General features: G+C 62.7%; 25 protein-coding genes. 18 read left to right on the forward strand and 7 right to left on the reverse strand.

The genetic code is table 11. The annotated features are described in order from the left end of the window. The first annotated feature begins 527 nt into the window (after positions 1-527). Positions 528-2,366: a TonB-dependent siderophore receptor gene (locus tag ACGVWT_RS15440; RefSeq protein ID WP_231729948.1), complete on the forward strand. Its 1,839-nt coding sequence runs from the start codon at positions 528-530 to the stop codon at positions 2,364-2,366. 77 nt (positions 2,367-2,443) lie between these two features. On the opposite strand, the gene ACGVWT_RS15445 is transcribed toward ACGVWT_RS15440, so the two are convergent. Further along, positions 2,444-3,100 carry a cation transporter gene (locus ACGVWT_RS15445; RefSeq protein WP_066675301.1) on the reverse strand — a complete coding sequence of 219 codons (657 nt, stop codon included), beginning with the start codon at positions 3,098-3,100 and terminating at the stop codon, positions 2,444-2,446. A gap of 64 nt (positions 3,101-3,164) precedes the next feature. On the opposite strand from ACGVWT_RS15445, the gene ACGVWT_RS15450 reads away from it, so the two are divergent. Beyond that, positions 3,165-3,569 (forward strand): helix-turn-helix domain-containing protein, encoded by a 405-nt coding sequence (locus tag ACGVWT_RS15450; RefSeq protein ID WP_066675305.1) that lies wholly within the window; start codon positions 3,165-3,167, stop codon positions 3,567-3,569. Positions 3,570-3,895: 326 nt separating this feature from the next. Here ACGVWT_RS15450 and ACGVWT_RS15455 read toward each other — a convergent pair whose 3' ends face one another. The 4 genes from ACGVWT_RS15455 to ACGVWT_RS15470 all read right to left on the reverse strand — a co-directional run bounded on the left by ACGVWT_RS15455 (position 3,896) and on the right by ACGVWT_RS15470 (position 9,499). Beyond that, positions 3,896-4,264: a hypothetical protein gene (locus ACGVWT_RS15455; protein ID WP_010409068.1), complete on the reverse strand. Its 369-nt coding sequence runs from the start codon at positions 4,262-4,264 to the stop codon at positions 3,896-3,898. Next, positions 4,261-6,369 (reverse strand): hypothetical protein, encoded by a 2,109-nt coding sequence (locus ACGVWT_RS15460; protein WP_048939652.1) that lies wholly within the window; start codon positions 6,367-6,369, stop codon positions 4,261-4,263. Before ACGVWT_RS15460 ends, ACGVWT_RS15455 begins: the two co-directional genes overlap by 4 nt. A gap of 2 nt (positions 6,370-6,371) precedes the next feature. Beyond that, a complete protein-coding gene (locus tag ACGVWT_RS15465) occupies positions 6,372-8,036 on the reverse strand; it encodes a hypothetical protein (protein ID WP_048939653.1) in 1,665 nt (554 codons plus the stop codon). A gap of 110 nt (positions 8,037-8,146) precedes the next feature. Continuing rightward, a complete protein-coding gene (locus ACGVWT_RS15470) occupies positions 8,147-9,499 on the reverse strand; it encodes a tyrosine-type recombinase/integrase (protein WP_037522502.1) in 1,353 nt (450 codons plus the stop codon). A 202-nt stretch (positions 9,500-9,701) separates the two neighbouring features. On the opposite strand from ACGVWT_RS15470, the gene ACGVWT_RS15475 reads away from it, so the two are divergent. From ACGVWT_RS15475 to ACGVWT_RS15540, 14 genes are all read left to right on the forward strand, one after another. Then, positions 9,702-10,025, forward strand: coding sequence for a hypothetical protein (locus tag ACGVWT_RS15475; protein WP_394427142.1), 324 nt, complete (start codon positions 9,702-9,704; stop codon positions 10,023-10,025). Between the two features lie 9 nt (positions 10,026-10,034). Beyond that, positions 10,035-10,763: a DUF6710 family protein gene (locus ACGVWT_RS15480; protein ID WP_052192506.1), complete on the forward strand. Its 729-nt coding sequence runs from the start codon at positions 10,035-10,037 to the stop codon at positions 10,761-10,763. Between the two features lie 762 nt (positions 10,764-11,525). Continuing rightward, entirely contained in the window at positions 11,526-13,397 is a 1,872-nt protein-coding gene (locus ACGVWT_RS15485; protein WP_394427146.1) for a reverse transcriptase domain-containing protein, read from the forward strand. Between the two features lie 29 nt (positions 13,398-13,426). Further along, complete coding sequence (locus ACGVWT_RS15490; RefSeq protein ID WP_394427150.1) at positions 13,427-13,714, forward strand: hypothetical protein; 288 nt, start codon at positions 13,427-13,429, stop codon at positions 13,712-13,714. A gap of 50 nt (positions 13,715-13,764) precedes the next feature. Continuing rightward, a complete protein-coding gene (locus tag ACGVWT_RS15495; protein ID WP_147036907.1) occupies positions 13,765-14,253 on the forward strand; it encodes a hypothetical protein in 489 nt (162 codons plus the stop codon). 226 nt (positions 14,254-14,479) lie between these two features. After that, positions 14,480-15,439 (forward strand): DUF2493 domain-containing protein, encoded by a 960-nt coding sequence (locus ACGVWT_RS15500; RefSeq protein WP_033966666.1) that lies wholly within the window; start codon positions 14,480-14,482, stop codon positions 15,437-15,439. 117 nt (positions 15,440-15,556) lie between these two features. After that, complete coding sequence (locus ACGVWT_RS15505) at positions 15,557-15,790, forward strand: hypothetical protein (RefSeq protein ID WP_033966667.1); 234 nt, start codon at positions 15,557-15,559, stop codon at positions 15,788-15,790. Continuing rightward, positions 15,787-16,401, forward strand: coding sequence for a hypothetical protein (locus ACGVWT_RS15510; protein WP_147037396.1), 615 nt, complete (start codon positions 15,787-15,789; stop codon positions 16,399-16,401). Before ACGVWT_RS15505 ends, ACGVWT_RS15510 begins: the two co-directional genes overlap by 4 nt. 34 nt (positions 16,402-16,435) lie before the next feature. Next, positions 16,436-16,894, forward strand: a complete 459-nt coding sequence (locus tag ACGVWT_RS15515; RefSeq protein ID WP_147037397.1) for a hypothetical protein — start codon at positions 16,436-16,438, stop codon at positions 16,892-16,894. A gap of 190 nt (positions 16,895-17,084) precedes the next feature. Continuing rightward, the gene (locus ACGVWT_RS15520) at positions 17,085-17,375 is read left to right on the forward strand and encodes a hypothetical protein (RefSeq protein ID WP_147037398.1); all 291 of its coding nucleotides are present in this window, start codon (positions 17,085-17,087) and stop codon (positions 17,373-17,375) included. Continuing rightward, positions 17,372-17,659 (forward strand): hypothetical protein, encoded by a 288-nt coding sequence (locus ACGVWT_RS15525; RefSeq protein ID WP_033966671.1) that lies wholly within the window; start codon positions 17,372-17,374, stop codon positions 17,657-17,659. Before ACGVWT_RS15520 ends, ACGVWT_RS15525 begins: the two co-directional genes overlap by 4 nt. Continuing rightward, the gene (locus tag ACGVWT_RS15530) at positions 17,656-18,147 is read left to right on the forward strand and encodes a DUF6884 domain-containing protein (protein ID WP_033966673.1); all 492 of its coding nucleotides are present in this window, start codon (positions 17,656-17,658) and stop codon (positions 18,145-18,147) included. Before ACGVWT_RS15525 ends, ACGVWT_RS15530 begins: the two co-directional genes overlap by 4 nt. Before the next feature lie 11 nt (positions 18,148-18,158). After that, positions 18,159-18,710, forward strand: coding sequence for a hypothetical protein (locus tag ACGVWT_RS15535; protein WP_147037399.1), 552 nt, complete (start codon positions 18,159-18,161; stop codon positions 18,708-18,710). Positions 18,711-19,436: 726 nt separating this feature from the next. Further along, positions 19,437-19,850, forward strand: a complete 414-nt coding sequence (locus ACGVWT_RS15540) for a single-stranded DNA-binding protein (RefSeq protein WP_033966680.1) — start codon at positions 19,437-19,439, stop codon at positions 19,848-19,850. Positions 19,851-19,903: 53 nt separating this feature from the next. On the opposite strand, the gene ACGVWT_RS15545 is transcribed toward ACGVWT_RS15540, so the two are convergent. Beyond that, the gene (locus tag ACGVWT_RS15545; RefSeq protein ID WP_033966681.1) at positions 19,904-20,311 is read right to left on the reverse strand and encodes a response regulator; all 408 of its coding nucleotides are present in this window, start codon (positions 20,309-20,311) and stop codon (positions 19,904-19,906) included. A 540-nt stretch (positions 20,312-20,851) separates the two neighbouring features. Here ACGVWT_RS15545 and ACGVWT_RS15550 point away from each other — a divergent pair. After that, positions 20,852-21,016, forward strand: a complete 165-nt coding sequence (locus tag ACGVWT_RS15550; protein WP_167509725.1) for a hypothetical protein — start codon at positions 20,852-20,854, stop codon at positions 21,014-21,016. 302 nt (positions 21,017-21,318) lie between these two features. After that, complete coding sequence (locus tag ACGVWT_RS15555; RefSeq protein WP_147035692.1) at positions 21,319-21,576, forward strand: hypothetical protein; 258 nt, start codon at positions 21,319-21,321, stop codon at positions 21,574-21,576. A 409-nt stretch (positions 21,577-21,985) separates the two neighbouring features. Here the strand turns inward: ACGVWT_RS15555 and ACGVWT_RS15560 are convergent, their stop codons facing one another. Next, positions 21,986-22,312 carry a hypothetical protein gene (locus ACGVWT_RS15560; protein WP_033966713.1) on the reverse strand — a complete coding sequence of 109 codons (327 nt, stop codon included), beginning with the start codon at positions 22,310-22,312 and terminating at the stop codon, positions 21,986-21,988. Between the last annotated feature and the right edge of the window lie 91 nt (positions 22,313-22,403).

Consider the following 22,403-nt stretch of genomic DNA (forward strand, 5'->3'; position numbering starts at 1 on the left):
CAGCGGACCTTCATCGTCATCCCCGCAAAGGGGGCGACATCATCTCGGAATCAGGGGGCGAGTAATTCTCGGAACAGGGGGGCGGCATCATTTCGGAATGAGGGGGCGGCTTCCCTCGGAATCAGCATTTTTCCATCGGAAAGCACGGCCCTGTCATAACAAGGCGTCTTCCCGACATGGTCAGGTTGACGCCGCGGCAGGGAAGAACCCACGATATGCGGGCGCAGGAGACACCACCCTGCTACTCTATTCTCGGCGCCCCCTGATAACTGTTCCTGCTTGACCTGTCACGCTGCCTTCTGAAGGTCATCATCGGCTGCGCGGCTTACACAAGGCTGCCGGTGTTACCGTCAGGAGAATGTCCGGGCCTACGCGCGCTCCCGACGCAATGCGCACCGTCCCGGACGTTTCAACGGCCAATAGCAGATCCTGAAAACCGTTCTTGACCCTGTAGTCGCTACAGGTCTTATGGAGCCTTCCGTACCCGGCGTCAGATGTCGGGCAGGAACGGGGGCAATGTGAGTTTGATGGTTCGTGCCGGCAGGGTCTGTGTCGGGAGCAGCGCGCTGGTTATTGCAACCATGATGGCCGGTACAGCCTATGCGCAAGCACAGGTCCAGGCCGACCACACAGAGGAGGCTGAGACCGAGATTGTGGTCCAGGCGACACGGACGGGGCGCAGGGTTCAGGACGAACCGATCCGTGTCGATGTCATCAATCGCGAGGAGATTGAAGAAAAGCTCCTCATGCGCCCCGGCAACATCGCCATGCTCGTCAGCGAGACGCCGGGCGTGCGGGTTCAGACCACATCGCCCGCGCTAGGCGCGGCCAATGTCCGCATCCAAGGCCTCAAGGGCCGCTACACGCAGATCCTGGCCGACGGATTGCCCCTCTATGGTGGGCAGACACCCTCCATTGGTCTGCTGCAAATCCCGCCCACCGATCTTGGCCAGGTGGAGATCATCAAGGGCGCGGCATCGGCGCTCTACGGTCCCTCAGCACTGGGCGGCGTCATCAATTTGGTGTCGCGTCGTCCGGCCAGCGAGTCGCAAGGCGAACTCCTGCTCAATGCTACCAGTCGTGACGGACAGGATGTGACGGGGTATGTCGCCGCGCCGCTCAGCAGCGTGTTCAGTGCCTCGGTCACCGCTGGCTATGACCGTCAAAGCCGACAGGATCTGAACGATGACGGCTGGGCCGACATGCCCGGCTATGAGCGCTTCACAGTCCGGCCCCGTCTGTTTGTCAACACTGCCGATGGGACCAAAGCCTTGGTCACTTTCGGCGCGATGGCGGAGCAGCGCGACGGCGGAACGATGCCGGAAGCCAATGCGCCGGACGGATCGCCGTTCGCGCAGACGCTGCACAGCCGGCGCTACGACCTCGGCCTCACGGCCGAAACACCGCTGGAAGGCATCGGCACGCTGCGTTTGCGCGCGTCCGGCGTTACCCAATCGCATCGCCATGTCTTCGGCAAGACAGTGGAGAATGACCGCCACCGCACGGCATTCGCTGAGGCCTCGCTCGGCGGCAAGGCAGGCGAGACGACATGGCTGGCAGGCGCTGCGATCCAGTTGGACGACTATCGGTCCAAAGCGTTCTCAGCCTTCGATTACAGTTATACCGTGCCCGCGCTTTTCGTGCAGGGTGAGCAGGAACTGGCCGACCGGCTGACCCTGGCGGGGAGCCTGCGCTGGGATGCGCATAGCGACTATGGCTCACATGTCAGCCCGCGCCTTTCCGCGCTCTATCGCCCTGGGCCCTGGACGATCCGTGCGTCGCTTGGACGCGGCTTCTACGCGCCGACACCGTTTGTCGAGGAGACAGAGGCCAATGGCCTTGCGCGCCTTCTGCCTTATGGAAAGCTCAAAGCGGAGTTTGCCAACAGCGGGTCGATCGACTTCGGCTACGCCAGCGGACCGTTCGAAGCGAACTTCAACCTGTTTGCCTCGAGCATTGACCATGCCCAACAGTTGCAGACGGTGGACGCGGATCATGTCACGCTCATCAATGCCGATGGCGTCACGCGGACGCGCGGCGCCGAAGTGCTGCTACGTTATCGCTGGCAGGCTCTGTCTCTGACCGGCAGCTACGTGCATGTCGCCGCGAATGAACCCGATCTCGATGGCTCTGGTCGGCGGATCGTACCACTGACGCCCCGAGACAGCGCGGGCCTTGTCGGAATGTGGGAGAAGGAAGGGCGTGGCCGTTTCGGGATCGAGGCATACTATACCGGACGACAATCCCTACCGGACGCAAAGCAGGTCCTATGTCCAGCTCGGCGCTATGGGCGAAGTGATATTGGGCAAGGTCAGCCTGTTCCTCAATGCCGAAAACCTGCTCAATGTGCGGCAGACGAAATATGACCGGCTGCTCCTGCCGCGTCGCGCACCGGCGGGGGCATGGACGGTCGATGCCTGGGCACCGACCGACGGGTTTGTCCTCAACGGAGGGGTGCGGATTCGCTTCGGCGGAGAATAGGCCTGCTCCTCAGTTCACCGCGCGCCTGGTGGATGATCTGCCATCCGCCGGACAGCGCGAGCGCGGCCATGATTGCTGCGACAGCGATGTCCGGCCAGCCCGTGCCGGTGCCGAACACGCCCAGCGCTGCGGCGACCACGGCGATATTGCCGATCGCATCGTTGCGCGAGCAGATCCAGACCGAGCGCCGGTTGGCGTCACCCGCGCGGTGACGCCAGAGCATCGCGGCGCAGGCAAGGTTCGCGACCATTGCGATCACGCCCACGATCCCCATGGTCTCAGCAGCTGGAACTATGCCCTGCGTCGCCATCCAGATCGTGTTGCCCAGCACCCAAATCCCGAACAACAGAATCGATACGCCCTTGGCCATAGCCGCCCGCGCTCGCCACGCCAGCGCCATGCCCGCGACGCCGAGGCTGATCGCGTAGTTGGCAGCGTCGCCCAGGAAGTCGAGCGCATCGGCCTTGAGCGATGCAGACCCGGCAGTGACACCGGCGACAATCTCCACGCCAAACATGACCGCGTTGATCACAAGCGCGATCCATAACACGCGCCGCCATGCCGCATCGTTCAGCTTTTCGGTATTGTCCTGTGATCCGCCGCAGCATCCGCCGGCCATATGCATCTCCTGTTTCGGTGATGACAGGCTATATAGGGCCTGTAGCAACTACAGGGTCAAGGGTATGGCATTCACGATCGGCGATATGGGCAAGGCTACGGCCACGAAGATCGAGACGATCCGCTATTATGAGAAAATCGGCCTGCTGCCTAAGCCGGCGCGGACAACGAGCAACTACCGGGACTATGGGCAGGCGGAACTTGGCCGACTGTCCTTCATCCGCCGGGCCCGCGACCTCGGGTTTTCGCTCGATCAGGTCCGTGCGCTGTTAAGCATCTCGGGCGACCGCAGCTGCGATTGCGCCGGTATCGACCGGATCGCCAAAGAGCACCTACTTGAAGTTGACCGCAAGCTCTCGGACCTTGCGGCGCTTCGCAAAGAGCTGAAGGCGGTAATTGATTCCTGCGATGGCGGCATCGTTGCGGATTGCCGTATTATCGAAGCATTGGGGCCTGCATCGCCAGCCTAAGAATGGCAGTTGTTTGCCTTCCGCGGTCCATACCTGCCGTTCTCCTTACGGCCAATCGCGGTCATTTACATGCGAGATACCCATTCAAGCTGCTGGTCGCAGGCGGGCCGTTGATTGAGGGAATTCTTCGTCGAGTGATGGGCCCAACCAAAATCCATCAAGCGTTGTGCAGGGGAGGATCAGTGCTGCGCAAGCGGGGAGGGTTTTACACTGAACCTGCCTTCAATGCGTAGCCCGCCCGTGGCGGTCTCGCGTCGCCATGTAGCGTAGAGCGAATTGAGCGTGCAACGTGGCGTCGATTGTAATGTCCTCAGGACTTGCTCGCATCATGAGTCGGCCGGCCGTGGTTTTGGCAGCATTGAGCGCAATTGCCGGAGTTCCGCGTCTTTGGCTTCCAACGCAGCCTCCAGCATGATGATACGATTGAGCAACTGGTTGATCACGTTTCGCAGCTCGGCCTTGCCGCTCGTGCTTTGTGGTTTAGCCTTCGGCGGCTTCGGAGCTTCATCGAACAAAGCGAGAAGTTTGGAGCATCGATAGGCCGTCGCTCGACTGACCCCCGCCTCGCGCGCAACATTGGTTATGCTCAGCTTGCCATTCGTCGCGGTGCCTTTGCCGTCGCGCAAGCGGTTATAGGCGTCAAGCAGCGCGACGGTGGCTTGCGATTTCCGGGGAGGGTTCGCTTTCGTCGTCATCGTTCGACCTGTTCCAGCAACTGCCTGTAAATATCGATCTGTGCCTCAATGGCGTGTTTCTGGATCGGGCTGATGTTCTTGCCATTTTTCATGGTCTCGGCATCTGCGATGCATGATTGCAGAGCCAGCACATGCCGCCTCGCCACCACGCTGTTCGGACAACGAGCAGGCTGGCACCTCGTAAATGCCGGCTGCGCCTCAGCTCCTTTCACCTTCAAGCAGAGGGCGTGGTCGGCATAGAAGAAGCAGTCGTTGATATAACCCGGATGAAGCGTGACGGCGGTGTTCGAGAGCATTTTTGCGCGGCGCCGATCATCAACGACCGTGCCGGGCAGATCTCCGATCTTGTTTCTGATGCTTGTAAATTCGGCGACGAGTTTCGATCGCATGGGGCCGCCTGGATTGATCCCTGCCTTCCAGTCCTCGTACATCTCGACGATATCGCTGAGCTGAGCGAGGCGACGTTCCTCTTCGATCTCCGAACGGAAGCCGGATTGGGAAGTGCCCGCATAGCCTTCGAACATCATGGCGCTCGCGTGCCCATATTGTATCATGCCCGCGATCACGCCGAAGGGCTGACTGGCGATGTACCATGCAAGGGTGCGGCGGAGCTGACGCGTGCGCCACCGCCAGGGTTCATCACCCTCGTCCGGGATATGATAAAGTGCCAGTATGCGGTCGGCTTCGGCGGGCGCCGCCGCTGCCATTTCTTCGGCGAGCCGGCGACACTCTTTGGCAAAGTAATTCAGGTATACGGTCGATTGATGCGCCGTAAGCTGGACATTGCCCACCCCCCGAATCAAGGCCGGTTTGAACAGGGGCTCATCATCTCGCGGCGCTTCCGTTCGATCGGCGCTGTTGTGTAGATAGTCCTGCAACCGTATTGCTGCCAATACGGCCCTGGCAACAGGCTCTATCACGGTCCAGCGATGTTCAGCGCCGTCGACGTTTTTACGGGTTTTGAAGATTCTTCCGACGAGTTCGTAGCCCTTAACCTTCCCATGTTCGTCGCGCATGAGTCTGAGGCAACCACGCTTGAGCGCGGCCGCTTCCTCGCCGCGCATTCCTGATAATAGGCCGATTACGAGATAGCACGCGGCTATCGCCGGTATGAAGGTATAACGGCTGCTGAAGCTGGGAAGATGCGACCGCCACGCAATGTTTGTTCCTGGCATGCTGGCCCAACCACTGCTTGCGCCTGGGCGCTCGGTTCCGAGTTGCGAGATTGCCTTCTCGAGCATAGCTGAGCGTGCCTTCAGCACTGCCACGCCGAGGCCGCTGGCCTTGCAGATTTCTGGCCACGCGGGTCGACCATCTTGGGTCGCCGGTACTCCAGAGCCCGATGCTTCAAGCGCATCCAAATAAGCGCGCAGGCGCTGGTCGCTTAGTTTCGGTGACACTCTCTGCCGACGCGCGGCGATGTTGATGCCAGCTATACGATGTCGGGCGATAAGATCGTCGATCCCATGATGGACGTAGAACATGGCCCACCGCAACGCCGGCGCGCTAATGGCTTCCGGTATTCGCGGTGTGACATTTTCTCGGCCACCCCGGTATCCCGCGATCCTAGTCGCTGAACGGTTACCCCAAGGAGCTATCTCGATTCCCCGGAACGACAGGGAGGGCGTATAGAGCGCAAGTCGCCGTACGCAGAGGATCTTGTAGACAAGAGTTGCCGGTGCGAGGTGCCGCTTCGCGGACAGCCACTGATCCAGCCAAGGCTGATCGATCTCGTGGAGTCGAAGTCCGGCTTCCCGCACTTCTTGTAGAAAATGCCGGATTATATTGCCGACCTGCATCAGCGAACCAGGTTTCAGGACGCCGAGGCGGCCGCGCACATTGTCTCGGGAGTCGTAGTTTAAAGACAGGAACAGGTATTCTCGTATGAGCTCCCGCTCATCAGCATCGGCGATCCGACCGAAGCAGATACAGGCTTCATGGGCCTTTGTCGGCCGCGCGATGGCACATTCGAGCAGCCACTTATCGTCCCCGACCAGAGAGATATTCTGCTGCTCACGGCCACTCACGACCATCTGGGGCGGAATCACCAATGCCGAACGGTCAATCCGCCAAGATGCTTCGGCACGTTCCAGAACCCGACGCATGTTCAGCCCCGCTGAAGATGTGGCGGCAGCGCTGGCGCCACAGCGGCATTTTCCGCCGTGGACCGAGCCTGTTCGATATCGCCAGCGTCGAACACGGGGAGTATCTGTACCATAATTCGATTATGGTCGGCGCTGTAGCGCTCGTGCCACTCCGCTTCCGTCATGACGGCGCGCCGTTCAGCTAGCCATGTCAGATAGGTCAGCAATGCAGGCAGTTTTCGTGCGGTGAACACTGCATTCGAGCAATGGAGGCAGCCGGTGAACGCGGTGGCGCAGGAGCCGTTGTCGTTCCGCCCAAGAGGGCTCGACCAAAAGCCGGAACACATGCCAAGGAACGTATCGGCATCGCCTGAGACCAACGACGCGACCGCGCCTGCGTCGAGCTTTTGGTTTCCGATCGAGAGGCCGGATGCGAGCGCGCTGACTTCCTCCTTCGGTGGCAGGACCAACGGCATCATCGCCATGTCGAACAGTTGACCTTCAGCGACCGCTACCGAGCGTGCATGCTCTTCTCGAAGCCCGTCCACCGCGGCATAATGCCGAGCGGCAACTGGCTTCGAGTGATCGCTCGCGAAGCGCCGAAGGTGGCCTGTGTGGCGCAAGTAATTGTCCCGCTTCACCGTCTTCCTTAGCCGGGCGGGAACGATCTTGGTTATCGGCTTGCCCGCTTCGTCGACGAGCCCAAGGCTCCTGATCGCGGCATAGAAGTTGTGGGTAGAAAGGCTGAACCGCCGCCAGCTCGGCAGTCCGGCTGCAACGAAGCCCACCCACAGGTAATCCGCATTCGGGTCCCCTCGATCGGCCATTCGCTCGGCGGCGGGTCGGGATAGTTCGAGGGCAAGGCGAACGAGTCCGCCGGGCGTATTAATTCCACCATCACGCACGCGTTCGCGCTTGATCTTCGCGCGGGGGCCGCCTCGTCCCTTTGTGTATTCAATGGAGACGTACCCTCTCGCGGGGTTCTTCAGGCAGTCGCGCCGCAGGGTCCGCAGGCATTCTATCGGCATTTCGACCCGGAGCGCGATGGCGATGATGAAGCAGATCGCATCAGGCAGGGTCAGAACGAGAAGATCGCTGGCCGCGGCGATGGCAACCTTGCGATATTTGAACATGTCGAACTCGCTTCGAGCGGGGCGCGTGCCGTCGGCGACCCTCAGGAACACATTCTCAAAGCGGCTCCTCTCCGGCTTGTTTCGCAAAGCTTCGATCTGCTCGCGGCCCGACAAGATCCTTTCGCGTGTAGCTACCACGCTGCGATCAGCGGCGTCTTTCAGGACGCGAGCGACGAACGGTGTCAACGGTTCGCGGGGCCGTAATGCCGTTCCGTTGTGCCGGCTCGTGAAGTTGATCCGCGCCTTCAGATCCGGACGAAGCAGATCAGGGTTTCGTTCGTCTATCGCGCGAAGGCCGTGAACAAGGCAACGGAACCGGGAGTATTGACCCCGAACGTCGCAGGCATCGATGTCAGCGGCCGTGATCACGCGAAGCCCCCCGTTGAGGCGCCCGCTGGAGGACAGATGTTTCCCGAGCGGGATCCAGCTCTGTCGATACTGTTCGACACTCGGGACGGCCAGGCCGGCGAACAGCTCGTTCATCATCGGCCCAAGGTACAAGGCAAGATCGCGACCCAGGCCTTCGTTCCCCACCTCGTGCAGCAACCAGGTCATTTCGCGCCCGACACCGTCACGATGATGATAGGCTACGATCGCGTCGGCTCGCGGCTCCTCATCCTGCTGCGGAGGTAAATCGCGGAACGAGAGGCGAGGGCGACCCACTGCTAGAAGAAGCCCATCAGACGAGAGTCCAGCGCCTCGGCCGCCTGATCTACGATTTCGAAGGCTTCATCGAGGTAGGTGAGATATTTTTCAGTGGTCAGGACGCTGGCGTGACCCAGCCATCGCTGGACCCGGCGCAAGGGGTCGCTGACAACCTTCATGTAGATTTCCTCGGTTCGATCCGGGACAGATCGATCGTCGAGCCTCATCACTTCCGCTTTGACGAGGTGTGTAAGCCAGTAGACGGCAAAGGTATGCCGGAGGGTATGGGGCGATACGTGTAGGTCCCAGCCCATGTCCTCCGACAACTTCTTGCTGGTACGCCGGAATATCGACTGCCATGCCGCGGGGGTGAGGGCTTGGCCGTCCTGCGCCAGCCACAATGCTGCCGGCTGCGCACTTTCCAATGGTGCGCCCGATCCGGGCAGCAATAGGAGGTTGCGTCGTTCGTCGATGCGCAGAGTCGCCAGTGATCGAGGGCGCCGCTCGCCCTTGATCAAAACGCGTTGCCCGCCTGCAAGCGTGCCGATGAGCGGCTGCCGCATGGTCCGGACCCCACCCGCGCGTCGCCAGCGATCGACCAACTGGCTCCGCTCCTCGCGAATATAAGCGTCGATGAAGTTACTGGCTACCCGCCTCGGGAACGGCACTGATCGAGGTTTGCGCCCTTTGGTGATTCTGGCGGGCAGGTCGATCATGGTGCTGCGACAGCCGTGAAAGACGCGGGCGTTCGTCGTCGGAAGCTCACCGATCAGAAGGCTTGCGCCTTCTTCGAGCCTAACCCCTGTCGTCACAAGCAGCTCGGCGAACGCGGCATCGCGCATCGGATTCCGCCGGTGAGTGATGCCGTTCGCGTAACCCCCACCGAGCAGGCCTTGGTCTCGGAACAGAACGTAATCCTCGAGCGGGATCATGCGGATCGTATCTTCGGCAACCGCGCCATCACGGCGGAATCTGGTTTTCGGCGCAACTGATATCAGTCCTGCGTCCTCGCTGGCGGCCCATTGATAGAACCGCGTTAGCGCCGCAGAGGTGCGCTTCCAAGACGATCCCGATAGTCGGAGCTCGCCCGGCCCTTCGAGCCGAAGGCTGCGATATTTCCCTACGTCGGCACTCGATGCGTCGAGTAACGACTTTGAACGCGCATCCCGCAGGTAACGGGCAAAGACCTGAAGATCTCGAGCATAGTGGCCTGCGCTGGCAAGGGACACGCCATCGGATCGCAGGAACGTGATGAACGAATTGACTTCTACAACGGGGCTTCCGTCGGAATGAAGGAGAGAAGGGAGATTTGTTTCGGGTAAGTATTTGATTGCGTCCTGCTTTATGGAGTCATCAAGCGCAGGCCGGATCATCGTCCCATCAAGAAGTATAGGCTCGACGCCGAGCCAAGGATCGAACGGGAAAAGATGCACTGAACCCTCGACATGACACTGGGCGTTTCCATTTTATTGCCCCGACCCGATCGATAATGGGACAATATCCTTATCCCGTCAAAGGGAATGGATCGTCTCAATGGCGACATAATTCTTCTGCGGCAGCATCAAGCCCGACGAGGTGCTGGAGCTTTCGATTTCAGAACTGCGCGTGATCGTGCTGATGGAGGCACGGGCCAAGCCGCGCCTCCGCAACGTCGACGGCCTTTGGCGTAAGCCGGTCCTTGGCCGTCGCGGCGCGACCCCGCGCCCCGGCAGCATTACCGAGTTCATCCGTGAACGCGGCCTCCTGCCCCCGGCGGAGATCGACCACATCATCGAAACCGCGCCAACCGAACTAATTGCATTCCAGGCCGCTCAGGCAGTGCTTCCGCTCGAGGAACGAACCCCGCTGGGTCACTGGCTCGAAAACTTCAACCGCGCCGCAACGGCGCTCGTTCAATAAGGTGGTCTCATGAAACGCCCGTCCTGGATCCGCCGCCTGATGCGCTCAAACAAGCCGCGGCCATGGTGGCTCGCCGGGCGGGCCGATGATCCGCGCACGCACTTCGACATGCTGATGCTGACGGCGCGCGACCTCCATACTAAGAATCCGACCGCCCTTCCCCACCTTATCGCCGCGATACTCAGGCCCGAGCAATCCGAATTACTGCTCGCCGTAGGTGAACGTGGACAGGACGCAGCCGCAGACATCTCTGGCTTCACATTCTTCTTCGAAGGCGTGCTGGATCTGGCTTATGGCGACAGTCGACGTCCTCGGGAACTTCGGCCGAGCGACTTTCCCCTCGATCTGGGTCACGATTGTGTTCTGCCCTGCCCGTGGAGCCATGACCGTTTCATCGATGCGATGGCTTTCATCGGCCGTGCGAAGATCGATCAAGCGGATGCAGAGCGACAAATGTACGGGGGAGACTGGCGGCAGGACTCCAATCACCGTGTCGAGCTATGGCTTCCTTGGCGCATCGGCTTCGTGATCGGAGGCAACCACTCGCTCGCTGCTGGTATTCTTGCCGGCGCTGGCCACTTGATCCCGGACAATGTCCTGGATTTCGACCACCTCTTCGACCTCATCGAATGCGACGGTCGCACCTACCGGTACGGCGCAAACCTTGAACATACCGCGCCCGTGACTGATGCGCGCCACGCTGCAGTGTTCGAGATCGGGCGCATGATCGCTCGGTAGGAGGAAAGGAGGCTTTCGGCTTTGGGGAGCTTGGTGCTCGCCCAGATGAAGGAAACCGATCATGCACAGCGTCGCCGTCTACCTCACGCAACGGCTCTATGGCGGTCCCGAAGAAGGGGGCTGGTGTGCGCCGTTGTGGCGCGAGAAAGGAGTGCGTCTGATGACGTGATGCTTGTTGGCAATGGCATCTGCCCACCGAGCTTACCGGTGCCCTCGGGCTGAAACTTCGAAAGGAGAACGGGACCATAGCATGCTCGGAAAAGGCCCAAAGTGAATAGTCGCATTGAAGCAACGGGTCAGGGCAAGACGGTTATGGTGAACGCTACACTGCGTGAAGCCCAATCTCTCGCGGCCTAAACCCTTGGCGGCGAGGAAAGCGACTGAAACCCCGCACCGACGCGTCGGGTCCACTCTACCAGCTCGGACCCGAGAAGCGGCCAAGTCCGTACCATCGACTTGACCGGCCAACCTTGTCGGCGTGACCTCCTTCGGAGGACTAGAGATGAAAAGGCCACCTAAGACCGTTAGCTTATCTCCTTTCACGCGTAACTACGGGACCGCCTGTAGCTGGTCGAGTTATCGACCTGTATGGCGGCGGAGCCGCAATATTACCCGAACACCCGGCGTAATTGCCGGGACAGCCCTTGCCTCGGTGAGGGACGGTCGGCCGTATAAGTTCGGGGTGACCCGAGCGAAAGCGCAACCGAGCGGGGGAAGTGCGGCAGCTTCGATCCAGCATCGAACCAGGGCGGAGGTCTGCTGATGCAACCCTGTGCCGCCTTGAAAAGGCTGGAATCACTTGGAACGATTGCCTTGACCGGCAAACGTGTGAACGGTGTGTTCCGACTGCTGCTATCCCGCTCCTTGTGGGTGGAAGCTTTGGGCCGCATCCAACAGAACCGTGGGGCAGAGACCCCCGGCATCGACCGTGAGGCCGTAACCGATCTCGACGAAAGCCGGATCGATGCGGTGATCGCGCAACTCTCGGCGGGCACGTATCGCCCGCAGCCGGTCAGGCGCGTCCACATCCCCAAGACCAACGGTAAAACAAGACCGCTCGGCATCCCGACTGCAACCGACCGACTGGTGCAGGAAGTGGTCAGGATGATCCTGAACGAAGTCTATGAACCGATCTTCTCTGATCGGTCACACGGCTTTCGACGGGGGCGGTCGTGTCACACGGCGCTCGACCATGTCCGCAAGACATGGAAGGGCGTGAAGTGGCTGATCGAAGTCGATGTCGAAGGATACTTCGACAACATCTCTCACGAGAAATTGTTGAGCCTGCTTGAACGTCGCATTGATGATAGGCGGTTTACCGCTCTCATCAGTGCGATGCTGAAGGCAGGGTATCTGGAGCAGCAGCGTTTCCACGAAACCTATAGTGGCACGCCGCAAGGAGGCATCGTCTCGCCTCTGCTCGCGAACGTCTACCTGCACGAGCTTGACCATTATGTGGAAGGGCTCGTCGCTGGCTTCGACAAGGGTGCCCAACGTCGCAAATCGGCGGAATACAGGCACCTTCAGCGCCGTTCCGAGTACGCCCGGAAGCGCGTGGCTGCGCTGCGTGACAAAGGGCAGGTTGATGAAATCCAACCATGGCTGGACCGAATAAAGGAGACGCTCGCGGCGATGCGCAAGCTACCCGCGACGGACCCGTTCGATCCAGACTTTCGACGCCTTCGCTACGTCCGGTACGCCGACGACTTCCTTCTGGGGGTTATCGGCAGCCGGGCCGAGGCCAAAGAGATCAAGGCCGCCATCGAGGGCTTCCTCGCGAGCGAGCTTGAGCTCCGAACGTCCCCGTTGAAAAGCGGGATCCGCGAGGCTCGGAAGGGAGCAAGGTTCCTTGGCTACGACGTGCGCACTCGCACGGCGTCCGACCGGCTCGTCAAACAACGGGCACGGACGGGCATCGTCGCAGTCAAGCGGACGGTGACGGATCAAATTCAGTTGCTGGTCCCGCGCGACAAGGTGCAATCGTTCAGCCAGAGGCACGGCTATGGTCAGTTCGACTTGGGACGGGCTGTGCACCGTCCGGGCCTGCTTCACATGGATGATGCGGAGATCGTCAAGGTCTACAACGCCGAACTTCGCGGCTTTGCAAATTACTATGCCTTGGCCGTGGATGTGAAAGGCGCACTCAACAAGCTCGAGTTTCTCTGGCGCGGTAGTCTGTTCAAGACGCTCGCGCACAAGCATCGGACAAGCCTAATGGCTTCGCTCCGGCGCCTCAGGGTTGGCCCGGGCAGGTACGTAGTGCGTATCGGCGTTGGGAGGGATGAGAGGAGGATCGCGGTTTGGCGACTGGCGGAACTCGATCGTAGGCCGGTGTTCTGGCCGTCGGTCGACAACACGCCTCGCACGGAAGCTCTTCGGTTAAGCAGGACCAACCTGACTGACCGAGTGCTCGCCCAAGCATGCTCCGCATGTGGCGGCACCGATGGACCGTTCCATCTTCACCACAGCAACCCCGTGCGTCGCATGAGGGATGGGCCGGTGTTCCGGAGGCTTCACGCCGAACGGGCCCGGAAGACGAGGCCGCTTTGCGCGCCCTGTCATCAACTCCTTCATGCAGGGAAGCTGCCGGACTTTCGTTCTACAGTGCCCGGAGCGGAGAGCCGGATGCAGTGAAAGTTGCACGTCCGGTTCGGAGGGGGGCAGTGGGGTGTTCTCTCGTAGACGCCACCCTGCCTACCCTACGGTACGATGCCGGCGAACTCTGCACCGACCCGGCGCTGACCGCCTTCGGCGTCACCTTCCCCGACGGTCACGAAGATCGTGCCCGGCGAATGTCGGCCGAGGTTCAGGCGCATCTCGATCGCGACTGGAACGCTGGCGACCACGCGCGGCCGATCAGCAGCGTCCTCTCCGCTGGGCGCTTCGAGGCCCGCGTCCACGATGGCTGGCCCCCTCTCGCCTATCCGGCCGAGCGTCCCCGGTACGAATGACCCGAACCGCTTGGGTCTCCCACTTTGCCAACCTTCAGGAGTCCGGCCCCATGAAGACCTTCACCGTCCACTGCGAATACCCTGCCCATTACCGTGCGGAGATCACGGTCGAGGCGGAAGATGTCGTCAGCGCCTGCCGCTCTGCGATCGATGCGTCACATACGACCGACGGGTGGAAGAGCCTCGACACGGAGCATCCCACTTATGTCAGCGCAATCGCAGAAGGAGCCGGCGTCGATCCTTGGCGCTTCGTCCCCGATGGAGGCGATGCCTCTGTCTTGCCCGTCCCGGGCCTGTTCTCTGATGTGGCGGCCTGTGCGGGCTATGCCGCGACCCGTAGCGAGGATCTGGTGGACCAGCTCCGCATCATGATCGACGCAATCGGCGCCGACGGAGGGTTGAGGATCACCCCAGCGGCGATGGTACGCCTGTGCGACACGGGGCAGGCAATTCTCGACGACATCGCAAGGTGTGGGTTGAGCCCGACAGGTCCGAAGGCGGCAGCAAGCATGATCCCGGCTGCGCCCGACGCCACCTGACGCCCGACAGCCTTCCGCCAGAGAGATGCGGCACATGGGCGGCCGCGAGGCTCCCGCAACCGTAAAAATCCGGGCCGAGTTGCCGCTGCGCGGCTGCCCGCACCACCCCGGTTTTTAAGGTTTCCCTTCGCTACGCTCCGGTGCGGGTGCCTCTTATTCGGCCGCCCAGGAGGTGCGCATCCGGCGGATAGGCCGCCGGCCTCGATCAGATGAAGGGCTTGACCCCATGACCACTTCCCTCGCTGCCGCACTCTCCGCTCTGGAGCTGGGACACCTCGAACCCCGCGCCGAAGATGTCTCGGGCATGTGCCCTCCCTCGACCGATGCACTTGAACAGACCACTACCGCGATCTGGAGCGACCTGTTCGCAACCCTCCAGAACACGTCGCTCGAGCGCGACATCGAGGAAATGGGCTGGGGCCTGGTCAATCTCTTCCACCGGGCCGCGGCCAAGAAGCACGCGACGATCGACCGTCTCACCGACGAAATCAGGCTCCTCCTGGCCGAGCAGGACGGTTCGGAGATCAACACCTCCAACCTCGAGGACAAGATCGACCTTGCCAAGAAGATCGAGGAAGCCGCCACCTGCTACGAGGTGATGCGCGACACCGCAGCGGCGCACTACATCCGCGAGACCGGCCGTTCCTGGATCCCGTCGACCGGCAACCGCATTTCGCTCGGGGTCACGTCGGCGATCGTTGACGGCCGCGCATTCCTCCAGGCTCGCCGCGAGCGCGTCCGCGACGCCAACACGGCACAGGGCACACCCGTCGTGTTTGCCGGAGGGCGGCTGACCTTCCGGACCGATGAGGACATGAAGGCGTTTGGCGACAACCTGCTGCGCACCCTCAACGCGGTTCGGGAACGCGTCGGCGACATGTATCTCGTTCATGGCGGCGACATGAAGGGGATCGAGCGCATCGCGGCATCGTGGGCCGAACAGCACGGTGTGCAGCAAGTCCGCTTCGGTCTCGACCGCAAGCTCGGGGACCGGGCCGGCTTCCGTCGCAACGAGCTGATGCTCTCGCTGAAGCCCCGCTACGTCATCGCCTTCCAGGGCAATGGCGTGACCGAGCGTCTGGTGATCGACGCGAAGAAGGCAGGCATCCGCGTGGTGGATCGCCGTGGTCCGCTCGGCACCCCACCCGCAGCACAGAACGCTCAGCGCGACCGCAAGGTCGCCTGAGCTCGGCTCGGCCGCTGGTACGCCAGCGGCCTCGCCGATGGCGGCTCGCCGTTCCGGCGCGCCGCACACCGCCCCGGAAGGGGCGTATCGATATCAACCCGCCAAGGAGCGCACCCCATGTCACGCCCGAATCCGTTCCAGACCGCCGCCCATTGCTGGCGCTTTGCGCTGCGCCGGGCGACGGCCGATGGCGATACCTTCCATATCGTGGTGACGGGCAATCCCGCCGCTCCGCGTGCGGTCATGTCCGATCGCGAGCTGTTCGCTCGCGAGGACCTGACGCCCGACGACATCGAGGCATCGTGCGACCCATTTCTGTTGGGCCTCAGCAACGTGGAATCCCGACCGTGATCTTCAACAAGCGCATCGCCAACATCTCCGAGGAGGAGTTCGCCGAATTGATGGCTATCGTCCGGGCGCCCCCCGACTCCGCCCGCCCGCTTACCGACGAGGATCGTTGGCGACGAGAATACCTGGCCGAACAGGAGCGCCGTCGCATCATCGGCTATCAGCCCGACCTCTTCACCGCCAAGCCAGTCACCCGCTACCACCGGCACCGGCCCGCGCCATCGTGGGATCGCACACCCGATGAGACGATCGAGGAAAAACTCGAACGCATCGCCGGCGACCGCTTCGCGACCTTCGGTCCGCCACGCCCCGATCGCCCCGCACACCAGACGCCCAACGAAAGGGCCGAGATCGTCGCCAAAGCCGCCAACTGGCTGCGCGTCAGCCAGCGTGTTCGCTTGGTCGACGCGCCCGGTGCCGTCGATCCGGCCTTCGGGATCCAACGATACCTCGGCCGATATGGCGTCGTCTGGCGGCTGTGCGCCGCTCCCTTCCAAGACCATTGCTACGTGTTCTTCGATCCGATCGGAGGCGAGCGAACGGCCAAGGTCGAACTGGCCGAGCTGCGCGATCTCGAGCCCGAACAGAGGAGAGGATGCGCCGAGCGCTGGTAAGCGGCCGATTCCCGGTCCGCACGGAGCCAGTACCATGACCGAGACCCTGACCATCGGCGCCAGCCCGGCAGAGGAGGATTGCGCTCAGCTCGGACGGACGCCCGACTTCCAACGGCTAAACCGCCTCGAAGTCGACTGCTACCAGGCCGCGCTGATCGCGCGCTACGGCCCGCCGCCTGAAGGCGCCGCCTTCGCGCGCGATACCTCGACCCACGATTTCGGGCGCTACACCGAACTCGCGCTGCGCTTCGATCCTACGGACGAAGCCCACGCCGCTTACGCCATGCTCGCAGATGAAGGGCTCGGCCGCTGGTTTCACGCCGGCTTCACCGCTCCGGTCGAGTATCCCGACAGCACATCCCCGGTGATCCACCACGCGGATCTTGCTGCCGCGATCCGCTCCGCGATCAGCATCATGCGCCCCCCATACCCCGACGGCGAACAGGCGATCGCGAACCTCCGCGCCCATTATCCGGAATTGGTCGCGGCCTGATGGCTCGCGACTGCATCCGGCACCCGCGCCACGTCATCCAGCCCCTCGTGATCGGGCGTCAGCCCGATCTCTTCGATGGTCCGACCGTGACGCACGAACGGCCGCCAAAGCCGGTCCCGCACACCTGGAGCCGGGACTTCCTCCGCTACCTCAGAGCCACGGGCTCCAACTCCGATTGAGGATGCCGACCATGACCGATTATTCCAGACCCGTCCGCGTCCCGATGCCGGACTGGACCGACGAGGAGCTGCGCACCCTTGTCGATTTTCGACGCCGCAAAGGACGCCGCTGGCGAAGCAAGTTGCTTGACCTCTACTTGTTCGGAAAGGATGACATCGAGCCGAACGGTGCCAGCCTTCGACACATCAGGAACCGTCAAGGCCCGAGCCGGGTGGCCGCCCTGAGCAAGGCAACCCTCGACGAAGCCGAGAAGCGCCTTGCGCCGATCGCCAAACGCCCATCGCAAGGGGACGTGTCATGAGCCGTCACGACTACAAGAACGACACGGCCCGTGTCTCGATCGGATGGGATGCCCCGCTCGCGACCTTCTTCCTCCAGATCTGGACCGGCGACATCGATGACGAGGACGCGTCGCCGGCGATCTGGCTCGGGGGTTTCTACGGCGAAGCCCCACAGCCCGACCCGCTGATCGCGGTCGCGCGTCGCCACATCCCCGATCTGCCGGCGACGCTACACCGGCAGCTCACCGTCGATCGACTTGGTGAGCCGGCACGCCCGCGCCGCCCGGGTCTGATAGACCCGTGACGAGCGCAGTCGACGCGACGCCGTGCGTGTATCTGATCGCCTGCGTTTCGCAGAAACTCGATCGGCGCGCACGCGCGGCCGACCTCTACCGCTCGGACTGGTTCCGCAAGGCGCGGACCTATGTCGAGGAAACCGGCGAGCGCTGGTTCATCCTCTCGGCCGCTCACGGCCTCGTGAAACCCACGCAGCGCCTCGCCCCTTATGACGCTACACTCCGCGACCTGACGGCCGCAGAGCGGCGTCTGTGGGGCGAGAAGACGACACGGCAACTACGCCGCGCCATCGGGCCGCACCACGCCGGCCCGATCGTCTTCCTCGCCGGACGGCTCTACCGCGAGCCGCTGCTCGCCTTCGCCGGCGATCGGGCCACCATCCCGATGCTCGGCATGGGGATCGGCCAGCAGAAGGCATGGCTTGCGGCCAAGATCGCAGAAGGGCGTGAGCGCGCCTTGCGCGCCGCCCAACTCGACCTCTTCCCCCTCTCCTGACGGAGGCTGACATGGCCAGCACCTTCGCACGGCGCCTTGCGGCGCCGACTGCGCCCGCGCGCGCGCAGCAGCTCGAATTGTTCGACCTGCCGACTGCGACCGCGCCTGCCTACGGCATGGCGGTCCCGCCGTGGTGCGGCCTCGCGGCCTGGCACCGCGAACTCGACCGCCAGTCGGCGATCATGCGTCCGCGCACGCCGCTCTACCACCGCTTCGAGGCGACCGCGCGCCAGCTCACGCGCGAGCGCATCCGCGCATCGCGCGACGTCGCCGCGATTGCCCGGCTTGTCATCCGGTTATCGGCCGCCCGCTATCCGACGGGCGATCTCCACGGCCTCGAACGGGTATGGTCGCGCGCCGAGCTCGGCACGCTGATCGTTGAAGCGACCAATCGTCGAACCCTGCTCGGTCTCGGGCGCGATGCGCCGCGGACCAAGGGTCCGGCATTGGATCCACGTCGATTGCCGGCTGACCGGCTCGACTACCTCATCCAGACCCATCGGGACATCGCCCTGGTCGACGCACTGCGCATCGAGCGCGAACGCCGGCATCGGCAGGGCTAAAGACACCCGCCCCTGCAGGGCGGGTCGCACCTGATATTCGGGGCGCTACCGCGCCCGCATCAGATCTGACGCGCGGAGCAGTTCCGTGGGGCGAGGCCGGAGTCTGCCCCTTGCCGTGTGCCTCTGGGACGGGGCGAGCGCCACCTCACCGCGTTGGTCTGCGCGCCAGCTTCGCCGCGCTAGGCCGAAGGGGGAATGCGTTGTCGGCATCACGACAGCCGCGCCGAGTTCCTGCCGTCCCGCTGGTGGGTCTCCGGAGCACGAACCGGCCTTCATCATCTTGACATGCACGACGCGCGCGCGCCGTGTTAGCAAAGGCGGCACCAAGGTCCACGCCGCAAGCGGCATCCTTCAAGTTGGTCACTGGCGCTGGGCGGATGCACCAGCGAGGCAGGGTGTCAGAGCCGCCCCGGGTAGCGAGATCGAGGCACAACGACACTGCCGGGCGAGTGACGTGACACAGGCGTCCTGCATACGGTTCCATGTCCATTGCCCGCCCGTGGGGGTCCATCCCCTCTCTTTCCTGAACGACCTAATCCGGCCGTCCAGCCCCTCCAACCCGCGATCATTCGGGCCGAGTTGCCGCTACGCGGCTGCCCGCACCACCCCTTTGATCGGGGTTCCCCTCCGCGTCTTCGCGCTCCGGTGGAGAGGCCGTCCTGGCCGTCTTTTTTGGTGTTCAGTCGAGGGGACGAACCCCCGGCGAGCAAAAAAAGGAACCTCGAAATGCAGAACCTCGTCATCCTCGCCGGCAACGTCGGCGCCACGCCCGAAGTCCGCACCACCCAGGGCGGCACGAAGATCACCCAGTTCAGCCTCGCCACCTCGCGCCCCAAGCGCGACAGCGACGGCAAGACCATGAAGGATGGCGACGGTCGCCGGGTCGAGGACACCGAATGGCACCGCATCACCTGCTTCAACGGCGTCGGCAAGACCGTCGCCCAGTATGTCGAGAAGGGCCAGAAGGTCATGGTCCGGGGCCGCATCCACTACACCCGCTGGACCGACAGCGAGAACATCGAGCGCTACGGCGTCGAGATCATCGCCGACGAAGTGACCTTCCTCTCCTACGGCAAGTCGCGCCAGCAGCAGGGTCCGACGCAGAACCACGACGACCTGGATGATGACGTCCCCTTCTGATTAGAGGCCAGAACGGCCCGGAGCCAAGGCTCCGGGCCTCTTCTCACGTTCACCTAGACCGCGTGCTTGAGCGGCTCCGGCTTTTTGCCGTCAGGCAGCTTTTCGCGGAGGTGGTCATGAACCATGCGCGCGTTGAACGGCTTGCCGATGAATGTCGCTTTGTCGGGCATGTCACCCTCTTCGGGCTTCACCCGCCCACTCGCGATCACGATCTCGATGTGGGGCCAGTGCTGGTCGACGTGCCGGGCCAAGGCGAATCCATTCATGTCGCCCGGCATGTCGACGTCTGAAAACAGCAGCGTGACATTCCCAGCATGATCTTGGAGAAGATCGACAGCTTCCTGGCCGGTCCCCCCGTAATAGCAACGGAAGCCAGCATCTTGGAGGATGTCGCAGGCGTCCATCTGGATCAGTGGATCATCGTCCACCACGAGGGCGTAGGGGTCGGTTGAGAGAGGCATCGAGGTACAATTCCCGGCTGAGGAAAAGGTCTCCGAGGAATGTCTGGCGTCTCCCGGCTACGCCGGGACCGTTGCTCTATTCCGCTTGCGCTCCACCGAGCCCGTACCGGTCTCGGCCCATTCGGGTGACGATCAACTGACGGTCGCGGACGCGCGCAGGAAACTTCTTTCCGAAAAGCGGCAAGATGTTTCCAAACCAGCCAAGCGACACCAGCCATCCGTGGGCCCAGCAACTCTGCCGATCGCCGGAGACGCGGAGTGGGGCGGCGGGATAGGCAAGCGTCCAGCAGACCCGCGAGGGTGGCGCATCGGGCAGTCCAATGTTGCGCAGCGAGGCTCCGGCCGTCGTGCTTCACCCCGCTCTTTGAGGCGCAATCCTTGGGCCGGGTCGGGTCCTTATACGATCAACCCACAAGGGGTCCGGGCGCTTCGCTACGGCTTTTTTCCGCGCGCGGAAAAAAGTGATCGCGGCCCCTCTCCGTCCTGTCGGGCGCCTGTCGAGCGGGGATGAACCCCGTCGGCTTCACAGGAGCCTCGGTCATGTTCAACGATATCTGGATCGCCCGCAAGAACGCCCTCAGCCTCGCACGCACCCTCATGGTCGCCACCATGATTATCTCGGTCGGCACCCAATACGCCGTCATCACCGCTGAAGATCACGACAGCTCGCTCACCGTCGTCCAGGAGTTTGACCCGTTCGCCTGACCGGTTGGGGGCCTCGCGGCCCCCGCGCCTATCGGCGCCAAGAGAGGGCCAAGGCGGGCATCGAGCCCGCCCAGGCCCCGCGCGTCGCGCGGCTGCGGCACCGTGGGAGGACTGCTCATTCGTGTCGTCCAAGTGTGACATGGGTACGCGCTCGCCTCAAGGATGCACGGCCCCTCCAATTTGCTGCGCAAATCGGTTCCTCCGTGCCCCGCTCCGCGGCCGCTTCGCGGTCCCTGACCCGATCGCTCGAAGCCCATGTCCGGGAGCTCCCGCACAAATTCGTGCAACAACGGGAGAACCCTATGCAAGTAGACCTGTATCAAACACTCAAAGGCATCAACGTAAGCGACGAACAGGCAAAGCTGGTGGTAGCCAGCATCGAGGAGTATATCGACGGGATGGTTGGAGACGCGACAAAGCCGCTTCAGGAGAAGATCGACGGCCTGCAAAGGTCTCTCGAGACGCACATGAAAACCCAAACCTGGGTCATCAGCATCATCGGCTTTACCATCGTGGCCCTGACCGCGATCGGAACGCTAGTCTCGATCCTGCGGCACTGAGGCGGAGGGGGCTCCGGCCCCCTTTTTTTTGCTCACCGCGAACCAGGCCGCACCAGCTCCGCAGCGAAAAGCTAGTCTGTCACCGCCAGAGCGCCTATCCGATCCGCGGTCGCCCAACCCGGGCGGTCAAGGGAGGTGATATCTATAGACACCGCAACAATCGTAGCACTGGTACTCGGCGTCGCGACGCTCGTCGTCGCGATCCTCGGCTTGGTGGTGAAAATCATCGAGCTGTCGCGCCACTAGGCCGAGTTGGGGACCCCCGGCGCTGGAACGCCGGGGCGTCCTTACAAAGTTTGAGCCCCGAACGCTGGAACGCTCGGGGCTCAGGGGATGATCTACAGACATAGAACATCGTAGCCCGACCGATATACGCTTCAATCCTTACCGCTTCAAGACGGCCTTGCTGTCACCCCCGCGCCGTTCTGACAGGCGGCAAAGCCTCAAACGAAGCGACGAGGCCAGGATCGCGTAGCAACGTCGTCCACGTCCCCCCGTAGGTCCGCGAGGCCAGATAGAAGGTTGAGCTGATGCACTCGACCATCCGGCAGCGCTCCAGCTTGTCGACCAGCGAGTAGCCCGGTCCGTGCCGGGCGACGATGTCGTGTAGATCCACGCGCATCAGGGTTCCGCAGCCCGAGCAGCGGGTGCGAACCAGAGCGTTCATGCGCAACATCTCGCCCGCGCTCTCCATCCAGCGGGGCCACAGGGTGACGATGTTGGCGGCATCTTGCATGGGCATACGATAACCCCCGATCGGCGCGATCGTCCAGCATGTGCATTGGTCTTAGGGGTCTCCTACTATGCGACGGTCGCGAGGGCATTTC

The sequence above is a fragment of the Sphingomonas sp. S6 genome (genome assembly GCF_043498045.1).
In the GTDB taxonomy this organism is placed as follows: domain Bacteria; phylum Pseudomonadota; class Alphaproteobacteria; order Sphingomonadales; family Sphingomonadaceae; genus Sphingomonas.